This window comes from Nonomuraea turkmeniaca (assembly GCF_005889735.1).
In the GTDB taxonomy this organism is placed as follows: Bacteria; Actinomycetota; Actinomycetes; order Streptosporangiales; family Streptosporangiaceae; genus Nonomuraea; species Nonomuraea turkmeniaca.
This window is the reverse complement of sequence record NZ_VCKY01000344.1, coordinates 1-8,512: the sequence shown is the minus strand read 5'-3', so window position 1 is coordinate 8,512 and position 8,512 is coordinate 1. Positions and strand designations below refer to the sequence as shown.

At 68.3% G+C, this 8,512-nt stretch carries 12 protein-coding genes; 3 read left to right on the top strand and 9 right to left on the bottom strand.

Annotated features, from left to right (window positions below; genetic code table 11):
- Nucleotides 1-44 precede the first annotated feature (44 nt).
- The 3 genes from ETD86_RS50380 to ETD86_RS50370 form a co-directional block, all read right to left on the bottom strand.
- Entirely contained in the window at nucleotides 45-668 is a 624-nt protein-coding gene (locus ETD86_RS50380) for an ATP-binding protein (protein ID WP_138673724.1), read from the bottom strand.
- Nucleotides 669-902: 234 nt separating this feature from the next.
- Nucleotides 903-1,121 (bottom strand): DUF397 domain-containing protein, encoded by a 219-nt coding sequence (locus ETD86_RS50375; protein ID WP_138673723.1) that lies wholly within the window; start codon nucleotides 1,119-1,121, stop codon nucleotides 903-905.
- A 12-nt stretch (nucleotides 1,122-1,133) separates the two neighbouring features.
- Nucleotides 1,134-2,054, bottom strand: coding sequence for a helix-turn-helix domain-containing protein (locus ETD86_RS50370; protein WP_211370830.1), 921 nt, complete (start codon nucleotides 2,052-2,054; stop codon nucleotides 1,134-1,136).
- A 303-nt stretch (nucleotides 2,055-2,357) separates the two neighbouring features.
- On the opposite strand from ETD86_RS50370, the gene ETD86_RS50365 reads away from it, so the two are divergent.
- Nucleotides 2,358-2,621: a hypothetical protein gene (locus tag ETD86_RS50365; protein WP_138673721.1), complete on the top strand. Its 264-nt coding sequence runs from the start codon at nucleotides 2,358-2,360 to the stop codon at nucleotides 2,619-2,621.
- A 373-nt stretch (nucleotides 2,622-2,994) separates the two neighbouring features.
- Here the strand turns inward: ETD86_RS50365 and ETD86_RS50360 are convergent, their stop codons facing one another.
- The gene (locus tag ETD86_RS50360; RefSeq protein WP_138673720.1) at nucleotides 2,995-3,219 is read right to left on the bottom strand and encodes a hypothetical protein; all 225 of its coding nucleotides are present in this window, start codon (nucleotides 3,217-3,219) and stop codon (nucleotides 2,995-2,997) included.
- Nucleotides 3,220-3,634: 415 nt separating this feature from the next.
- Between ETD86_RS50360 and ETD86_RS50355 the strand changes: the two genes are divergently transcribed.
- Nucleotides 3,635-4,369: a hypothetical protein gene (locus tag ETD86_RS50355; RefSeq protein ID WP_138673719.1), complete on the top strand. Its 735-nt coding sequence runs from the start codon at nucleotides 3,635-3,637 to the stop codon at nucleotides 4,367-4,369.
- 198 nt (nucleotides 4,370-4,567) lie between these two features.
- On the opposite strand, the gene ETD86_RS50350 is transcribed toward ETD86_RS50355, so the two are convergent.
- From ETD86_RS50350 to ETD86_RS50330, 5 genes are all read right to left on the bottom strand, one after another.
- Nucleotides 4,568-4,981, bottom strand: coding sequence for a hypothetical protein (locus tag ETD86_RS50350; RefSeq protein ID WP_138673718.1), 414 nt, complete (start codon nucleotides 4,979-4,981; stop codon nucleotides 4,568-4,570).
- On the bottom strand, nucleotides 4,975-5,658 hold the full coding sequence (locus tag ETD86_RS50345; RefSeq protein WP_138673717.1) for a hypothetical protein: 684 nt from the start codon (nucleotides 5,656-5,658) through the stop codon (nucleotides 4,975-4,977). The genes ETD86_RS50350 and ETD86_RS50345 overlap by 7 nt, the downstream gene beginning before the upstream one ends.
- 210 nt (nucleotides 5,659-5,868) lie before the next feature.
- Nucleotides 5,869-6,390 (bottom strand): hypothetical protein, encoded by a 522-nt coding sequence (locus ETD86_RS50340; protein ID WP_138673716.1) that lies wholly within the window; start codon nucleotides 6,388-6,390, stop codon nucleotides 5,869-5,871.
- Nucleotides 6,369-6,665: a hypothetical protein gene (locus ETD86_RS50335; RefSeq protein ID WP_138673715.1), complete on the bottom strand. Its 297-nt coding sequence runs from the start codon at nucleotides 6,663-6,665 to the stop codon at nucleotides 6,369-6,371. Before ETD86_RS50335 ends, ETD86_RS50340 begins: the two co-directional genes overlap by 22 nt.
- 70 nt (nucleotides 6,666-6,735) lie before the next feature.
- Entirely contained in the window at nucleotides 6,736-7,584 is an 849-nt protein-coding gene (locus tag ETD86_RS50330; protein WP_138673714.1) for an endonuclease/exonuclease/phosphatase family protein, read from the bottom strand.
- 255 nt (nucleotides 7,585-7,839) lie between these two features.
- Between ETD86_RS50330 and ETD86_RS50325 the strand changes: the two genes are divergently transcribed.
- The coding region (locus ETD86_RS50325) for a 2'-5' RNA ligase family protein (RefSeq protein WP_138673713.1) at nucleotides 7,840-8,512 on the top strand (673 nt) is incomplete at its 3' end.

Here is an 8,512-nt window from a genome sequence, read left to right as displayed (position 1 = left end):
GGGATCGGGGCGCTCTCCTTTGGCGGGGCGTCGGGGCGGATCTTTCATGCGCGCCACCGGTCCAGCAGCTCAGCAAGAGCGGACGCGGACGGCGCGGCCAGCAGGCCCGCCATGCCGGGGCGGCGGGCCAGCGCCCACCACTGCAAGGTGGAGTGACCGAACCAGGTGACGAAGCCGGTGTGGCGGGCGAGCTCGGCCTGGCCCGCGGCGATCGACGGCGACGACAGCCGCGGGCCGCTCCAGCCGATGTCGGCCCACACCAGGCGGCCCCGGGCGTCCCCGGCCACGCCCATCCGCACCGACAGCTGCCGCACCAGGTGCAAGCCCCGGCCGTGCTCGGCCATCGGATCATCGACCAGGTGCGGCTCGCCGGCCGCGCCGCCGTCGGCGACGGTGATCCGCACCGTCGCGTGATGCCAGGTGAGGTCGGTGACGAACGCGCCGCCCTGGCCGCTGGCGGTGTGGGCGATGGCGTTGGCCGCCAGCTCCACGGCGACCAGCAGGAGGTCGTCGCGGGCCGGGCAGGCGGGAAGCACGGACTCCAGCCAGCGGCGCAGGCGGCTCAGTTCGGGCTCGTGACCGGGGAATTGCTGTCGCCATCGCAGCGTGGGCCAGGCCGGAGCCGCCATGGCCGCCGTTCGGGCCGCTGAGCCGCGCGGAAGGGACATGCCGTGTCACCTTTGAGGCCGTTTGTCCGCACAGAGCGGTTCTCTGTTCGGCACAGTGCTCTGTACAGTGCAGGATTTGAAAACGTCCTCAGTATGGTTCCGCACAGACAGACTGACAAGGAGTTCTCGACATTCCGTCACGCGGCAGTCACCCCAAAGACATAGGAAAGGGCCGGAGTCCCGCCCCGAAAGGGCTGACTCCGGCCCGGCCGTCCTGGCGTTGGCCGCTTGGGGCTATGGCACGAGGAACTCGCCGTTGTTGACGCCGGCGACGAATGCCCGCCACTCGGCGCTGGTGAACTCCAGGTGGGGTCCTGTGCGGTCCTTGGTGTCGCGGACGCCGACGGTACCGTCTGCCGCGAAGGCGACCTCGACGCAGTTGCTGTCGCCGCCGCTGTAGGTCGACTTATGCCAGTTGATGAACTTGTCAGGCGTGTTCTGGGAAATGGTCATGGTGCTTCCTACTTATTCGTCAGGCAGTTGGTCGGCAGCCCGGATGAGCAATGCGAGGCCGTCTTGTTCAGGCAATGCGGCGGCGCGCAGCCGGTCATACATGTGCAGATAGGAGGTGACCTGGTGGGGTTCTGTCAGGACCACATCGGAGGTGACCGCCTCCACCCCAACCACGACCGGATCGCCGGGGTCGTGGTAGCGATAGATCGAGAACGTGCAGGGGACCAGGGTGTACCCCTCGATGTCCGTCTCGATGGGCAGCACCCGAATGGTGATCCTTTCCTCCGCCGCCTTGTCCACCAGGTGCAGAAGCTGAGCGCGGACCACACCAGGGGGAGCCAGCCGCCGACGGATGACCACCTCGTCCACGATGACCTCATACGTCGGCCCGCCGGGGCGGGCCAGCATGCGCTGACGTCCGGCACGACCCTTGATCAGGCCTTCCGCCTGGAACGACGCTCCGGCAGAGCGTTGGAACCAGTCGGACTCGACCCGGACACGGGTGAACTCCGGTGTCTGCAGCAGGCCCGGGAAGAAGGTCTGCTGGTACTCGCAAATCGAGGCCGCGCCCGCCTCCAGGTTGGCGAACAGCGCCTGACGTTCACCCATCGCCTTGTTGGACTCCCACCAGCCCCGCTCGGCAGCCTCCCGGGCGATGGTGAGGATCTGCGTCCACTGCTCGCCCTCGACGCCCAGCGCGTCCAAGATTTTGATGATGTCATCCTGGTCCGGCGGGACGTGACCGTTCTCCAGCCGGGAGATCTGCGCGCGCGAGGCGCCGAGCTTCTTGGCGAGCTGTTCGTGGGTCATCCCCGCCGCGGTGCGAAGCCCGCGCAACTCTTCGGCCAGCCGCAGCCGACGTACGTAGGGGCTAATCATCCATGAACTCCTACCGAAGCCGAACGCGGAAGGTGCAGAACTCCGCACAGTCATGGATGAGCCTACTGGCCTTGAGCATGCAACGTAACCCGAACCCGCACGCCCATAACCGCGTGAGCGCTGCGATGACCGCCACCCTGGCAGGGCGGCACGAGGCGGCTCGGAACGCAGCCGATGAGGTGCGGCGCGCCGCGGCGCGCCTGCAAAGGACGATCGTGGGCAACGCCCGCAGGGGCGGCACGAGCTGGTCGACCATCGGCCGCGCCGCCGGGCTCACCAAGCAGGCCGCCTGGACCCGGTGGAAGAACGTCGAGGGCCATCGTCACCCTCGCCGGCCTGGAGCCTCACCTGGTCGTCGTGGTCACCGTCGGGCAGCACCACGTCGACGACAACCCCGACCACGGTCTGGGCCTGTCGGCCTACCTGCCCAGCGGCGGAGACTGGGTCGAGGCGGTGACTCGCGACCCCCGCATCGAACACCTCCTCCAGGAAGGCATCGAGGACTACTGGATCCGGCTCGCACCGCTCGACTGGCTCGCCCCGCGCGTGCCGGGCCTGGCCGAGGCCTTGCCGCCGATCCCGACCTCGACCGCGGCGCGCCGCTGGTCCATCCCGCCATGACCCAGTTCACCCTGGTCCTGGACCCCCGCCAGATGGAGGAGGTCGGGGGCTTGGTCCGCATGGCCAACTTCCGCGCGATCGTAGACGCCGCCGAGAAGATATGAGGCGACCCCGAGCCTGTTCCGCGCCCAAGGACGAAGTCGGCATCAGCGTCACCGCCCGGCTCGCCGCTGTCTCCCGGCCTGGTCAAGATGTTGAGAAACGACTGTTCCCTCGGCAAGATCTTCTTCTTGTCGGCAGCATGGCGCCGGTGGCCTCGCGGCGCTTGACGGGGCGACGGTCCCCTCGGAACACCTGCCGCTCGGCGCGCAGCTCCGTTTCGTACTCGGCGGGCGCGGCCAGGACGGGTCCTCGTGGCGGGCGTGGGCAGGGGTCAGGGCGCTTGGAGGTATTCGTCGAGGGTCGGCAGGTCCTGCGGCGGGGTCTGGCCGACGATGAGGGATAGTTCCGACACCCACCGAGTGAGGCCGCCCTGCCAGGAGGAGAAGTGGATCGCCCCTTCGGGGTCGTCCTGATCGGGAAGCAAGACGTAGCCGTCCTGCCCGTCGACCCGCGCTCGCAAGACCTTCGGCCGCTGGCCGTCGTGGATGAACGTCATGGGCACTCTCCGTCCAGAAACGTACACCTTTCTGGACACCCTAGCGACCAGCGGCGACACCGTTCAGAACCCCTGCCCAGAAACGCCGGACGAGTCGGCCCCGTGGCAGACACCTGCCAACGTTTGTGGCTGGTGGGGGGTCCGTGCATGCGGAGGATCCTGGAAGTCTGAACGGCCTGGAGGAGAGCTTGCGTCTGGAATTTCTCCTGATCGGGGCCATGCACGGTGAGGCGGAACGGCTGACCGGAGAGGGAGCCCAGAGTCGCGGAGTTGTCTGTGTGTGTCTGTGCACCGAGGTCGGCTGGACTATCCCAGGATCTCGACACGTTCATCGGCAAGCACGCAGCGGGACCGCGTCTAGACCAACCCGGCAGATCTCGCGGCAGGAAACCCCACGCGCGTTTACGGTGCTGGCATGCTGGTGCGCTTGTTGTGGAGGCCCCTGCCCGAGTCGTGGCCGGAAGCGGTGCCCCAGCGGCCGGTCGGGCTGCGTGGCCTGCTCGCCCGGCTGCGGGAGATGGCCGCGGCCGCGCCGCAGCGCGACGACGTCGAGCGGCGGGTGCGGCGGGGGGCGATGCAGGCGATCGTCCGTGAGGCCTTCCAGCAGACGGTGGCCGCGCAGGACAGCGAGCATCGCGGCCCGGCAGAATTCGCCGACGCGTGGAAGGCCCGCCTGGCTGCTCTCCTGGCGAAAGAGAGCGTCGAGGTGACGGGCTGGGCCGAGATTACCATCGCCGAGCTGGATACCGATCTGGGGTGGAGCCTGTACGCCGCGGCCAGCCGCGCCCGAGCGGAGACGATCGCGCGGGCCACCGCCACGCCCAGCCGCCGCCGGAGAGACACGGATGACGAGCCGACCGTATCGTATGAGTTCTCGATCGCCGCTGATGGAGATGGTTCGCTCGGGCGCGTCCAGTATGCGATCTGCGAGCCCTGCGGGGTCGGCCTGCTGAAGAAGATCAGCTTCTCGACCGAGTGGCACTGCTGCGGGTTCGGCACGCTGGCCCTGCGCGAGCTGGAGACCCGCCATCCGGCCCTGACGTGGTACACCACCGGGCAGTACGCGCATGCCCGGGGCTTTTATGAGCGATACCGGAGCGGCAGCGACAGTCCGTGGACCGCCCAGCAGCACCCCTGCCCGCACTTTTGAGCGCTCGATCGCCTCTGGTCCGAGCCAGGCGGCTGGTCAGCTCGCCGCCGAGGAGCAGGGCCTCGACGCCGATCTCGAGGTCGCTCTTGGCCATGAGCGTCTCGATGGTGGCGCCGGCCGACGTTGAGGACGCCATCCGGAACGAGTGGGTCAGCCACCCGACCACCGGATTGTCGTCCCCGTGCGGGGCCCTTCGATTCAGAGATCGATCACGCTCTCGACATCCCAGTTGCGCGGGTCGCGTGCACGCCGGTCCCGCTCGTCGAGCGCCGCGCGTGCTCTGGCCCACTGCTCGTCGGTGAGCGGCGGGAAGTTCGTGCTCACCCTGTCGAAGTGGTCCTCCAGGGCCGACAGGGCGCTCTCCTCGGCGAGTGCCGCCGCTTCGACGGCGGTGCAGAAGTCGATCAGGTGGTCGGCGTTGACCAGCAGGATGCAGCCGATCTCCGTCTTCACGCACCGGCCGGTGATCCGCACCTTCATCGCATCGCCGCCGGCGTCGTCGGCCACCGCGACGGAGATGACTTCGATCACGTCGGGGAAGCCCTCGGTGGGATGGGAGATGAGCATGCCGGCTTCCAGGCCGCAGGCGTAGCGGACATCCATGCCTAGCATGTGGCCGCCTGATCGGCGAGGTCGCGGTTCAGCTCTTCGATGTCCGTGAGGTGGTCCAGGACGACGGCGAACTGGCACTCGGCATCCGCCGGCGGCACGTCGTCGGCCTGGGCGGACAGCAGCCAGGCGGCGAGTTCGGGGATGCGTGCGGTGATCCAGTCGTAAGGGGCCACCCGCAGCCAGTGGGTCTCATCCTCGACCTCCTGCACCGGCCGAAGGTAGGGCTGGGCGCGGAGATCCCGGGCCACCTGGTCGGCCCAGGCCCGCGAACCACGCTCGAGGCAGCTCAGGAGATCCGCCCCGAACTGCGGGCCGTCGTCATGCACCAGCCGCACGCCGATGGTGACCACGACGGCCAGGTGCTGCTCCTCCTGCAACGGCGTCCGTGAGGTGGCGCCGTCGAGGTGACGCCACTTCTCCCAGGCGGACTGTTTGCTCACCCCCAGCCCGGCGCCGATCTGCGCCCAGCTGCGCCCGGCGCGGCGGGCGTTGCCGACCACGGTGTTCGTCAGCCGGGCGGCGGCCCGGGAGATCTCATCGGCGTAGGACAGCGAACGGCGGTGCTCGCCGGCGGCCGAGGCGCTGAACGCCTCATCCACCAGCGTGGCGAAGGCCGTCGTCCAGAACTGCGGACTCTGCCGAAGATCGTGCTGGGAGTCGTGGGTGTTGTCGCTCACCGGTACATCGTCGCGGAGGCACCCGGCCGGCCGTCAGGAGAAACTGACGAGGGAGCGAAAGCTTTACCCGACGATCTCGGACGGTTGGCAGGGCAATTCTCGGCACTGCACGTCAACGGCTTCATCGTGGCGCGCTCGAAATCCGTGATGGTCGGTCACCACGACCGGGCAACGGCGCTGGAGCGGCATCCTGGCCAGCGGCCTGGCCTCTCATCGTTTGATGTGCTCACCCATCTGCCTGCGCAGGGCCGCATGGATGGGACCCGCGACATCCTCGATAGCCAGTCCCCAGCGGACGAATGAATCCTCCTGTAGCGAGGGAGACTCCAACTGCTCTGCGGTGGGCGTGTGGTCCACGATCAGCACCGTCTCCCACAGCTGGCGGGCGGCCAGCATCGTCTCGGCTGCCAGCACCGTCTCGGCCCGGGCCAGAGCGGCGCCGAAGATCTCGTAGATGTTGCGCGGGTGCGGCGGGCCCTTGGCCTCACCTGTGCGGTCGAACAGGTCGTACACCTCGCGCACCGACACCTGCGGCGCAGGCTTGCCGGTGTCGGCGGCCAGCAGCAGCACGGCGATAAGGACGGCTGCCGTCGCGTCCGGGCCCTTGTAGTGGGCGGCGAAGGCGCTGTGCCACAGCGGGCCGCACAGGTCACCCGCCCGCTCCACGGCGTCGTTCCATTCGGCGCTCTGCGCCCAGGAGTCCCACTCCTTCAGGTGGCGGTAGATGCCCATCGCGTCCTGTCCTTCGCTGGTCGTGTCCCTTTTCCTCTCAAGGCGTAGAGGGACGCAGCCCGGGTCGCGTCGATCCGGGCGAGATCCACGGTGGCCAGCAGGCCGTAGTGGTCCCTTGGCCTCCCCGACGTCGAATCGGCGATGAGGCTCGCACGGTGCGGCATGAGATCGATCAGCCCGACGTCCACCGCGCCAGCCGTCTCACGTTCACGCAGAATATCGCGTTGCGCCACATCCTGGCCGGTCTTACGCCGGCCCGCGACGCCCGTGAGCATCTCGGACGACCCGCCGACTGTAGCGAGTTCAGCCGCCCTGCGTCGGCCAACGCGGGCGGCAGTCTTCCGGTCAGGTCCATGCACGCAGGCGTGCGTGGTCGAGGTGGGTGAGGTCCAGGCGGGTGCCCACGCCGTAGTGGTCGCTGGCGGTTCCGGGGTCGATGCGCCAGTAGTCGGTGATGGCCGGGGTCAGGGCGGCGCTCACGTGGAGTTGGTCCACCCGGACACCACCGTGCCGCCCGGTGGGGGCAAGCAGGCCGACGTCGCCCTTCTCGGCGGCCACGTGGGCGGCGACGTCGATGAGGTCGCCGTCGCGCAGGGTCTGGCCGACGATCTGGTCGCCGCGCCACGGTTCGTCCAGGGTGGTGCGGCGGTGGCAGCGCGAGGACCGGTTGTAGGGCTGGACCGCTTGCCAGTCCGGTTCCGGCTGTCCGTCGAGGAGAACGGGGCAGTGGTTGATGTCACCGCCCAGCAGGCCGAGGCCGCCGTACCGGTACAGACGCGCGATCAGCATCTGGGCTTCCTGCGCGGCCGCTTGAGCGCTGTAGGGAATGAGGTGGGCGCTGATGACCACCAGCGGCATGTCCACCTGCAGTCCGGCAGGGCGGAATCTCGGAGCGCAGTAACCGTGGTGGAGTTCCCGGCTGTACTTGGTTTCGGTCGCGATCAGTTCCAAGGCCTCCGGGCGCCAGGCGACCGCGGTGGGCAGGTTGCGCGAGGGAGCGACCACGATCTGCATGCCGAGATCGGTGGCGGCCTGGGCCGCCACCTTGGGGTCGGCGAGCCAGTCCACCTCCTGCAACAAGATCACGTCTGCGTGCTGGTTGCGTATGACCTGGACGAGGTCGGGCCAGCGGCCCTGGGTGTCGGCTCCGTAGGCGGCGTTCTGCGAAATGATCGTCAACAGGTGTGCACTCATGCATCTGCTCCTACAGCCAGAAATGAGCCGGCCATGCGAGTTCGGCCGGGGGCATTCGTACCCGTACGTGGCCCATCAGCGTGAGAAAGCGACAGGAGATCACTCTCAAGGATCTCTGCCCGCTTCACCGCGACAGTCCCCCGTCCGACGTCGCGATCCCGCCGCCTCGTGCAGCACCCTGCTGAACCTCGCGGCAGGGACGGAATATGCCGTTCAGCAGCCCGCGTCATCATCTGGGCTGCGACAGTGAAAGTCATGAAGCCGTTCATCTTCCAGCACGGCACTACCCCCTGGCCGGCCGAGCTGACCTTGCTCCACGTCTACGCCATCGTCGACCTGGAGAGCAACCCCGAACTGGGCCAGCTCATCAAGGAGGTCCGCGCCGCCACTCAAGGCGCCCCACTCGCCCATATCGGCAACGACTGGTTCCACATCACTCTCTACCAGCACGCCGCCAAGCCCGCCGACCAGGTCACCGCCGCCGAACGACATACCCTCCACGCCCACCTCCAGCAGCACCTGAGCCACATCGCACCGTTCACCGTCACCGTCGGCCCCGCCCTGACCTACCCCTCCGGGCTCCTGTTGGATCTGCACCCCGACGAGCCGCTCAACGCTCTGCGCCGCGCCGTGGAAGACTCCGCCGCCGTCGCACTCGACGCCGCAGACAACACCTACGACACCGGTGTCCTCCACCTGACTGAGTCCTACGCCACCGCTGAGGTCTCCCTGCCACAGCTCCACCAGATCCAACGCGAGCTTCGTCGGGTTCGGCCCAGCCACGCCCCGCTCCACATCAACCGCGTTGACGTCGTCGACGTCACCGCCAACACACAGGCCACGACGATCACTTGGACCAGCCTGGCGACGATCCTCCTCGGCAGCCCCGGAACCCCCTGTCTCCTATACACATCTGAGGCTGCCATCT

Bases quoted from the DNA above. Each gene is read 5' to 3' on its own strand.
- ETD86_RS50380 (WP_138673724.1), bottom strand. From the start codon at position 668: ATGTCCCTTCCGCGCGGCTCAGCGGCCCGAACGGCGGCCATGGCGGCT.
- ETD86_RS50375 (WP_138673723.1), bottom strand. From the start codon at position 1,121: ATGACCATTTCCCAGAACACGCCTGACAAGTTCATCAACTGGCATAAG.
- ETD86_RS50370 (WP_211370830.1), bottom strand. From the start codon at position 2,054: ATGACTGTGCGGAGTTCTGCACCTTCCGCGTTCGGCTTCGGTAGGAGT.
- ETD86_RS50360 (WP_138673720.1), bottom strand. From the start codon at position 3,219: ATGACGTTCATCCACGACGGCCAGCGGCCGAAGGTCTTGCGAGCGCGG.
- ETD86_RS50355 (WP_138673719.1), top strand. From the start codon at position 3,635: ATGCTGGTGCGCTTGTTGTGGAGGCCCCTGCCCGAGTCGTGGCCGGAA.
- ETD86_RS50350 (WP_138673718.1), bottom strand. From the start codon at position 4,981: ATGCTAGGCATGGATGTCCGCTACGCCTGCGGCCTGGAAGCCGGCATG.
- ETD86_RS50340 (WP_138673716.1), bottom strand. From the start codon at position 6,390: ATGGGCATCTACCGCCACCTGAAGGAGTGGGACTCCTGGGCGCAGAGC.
- ETD86_RS50335 (WP_138673715.1), bottom strand. From the start codon at position 6,665: ATGCTCACGGGCGTCGCGGGCCGGCGTAAGACCGGCCAGGATGTGGCG.
- ETD86_RS50330 (WP_138673714.1), bottom strand. From the start codon at position 7,584: ATGAGTGCACACCTGTTGACGATCATTTCGCAGAACGCCGCCTACGGA.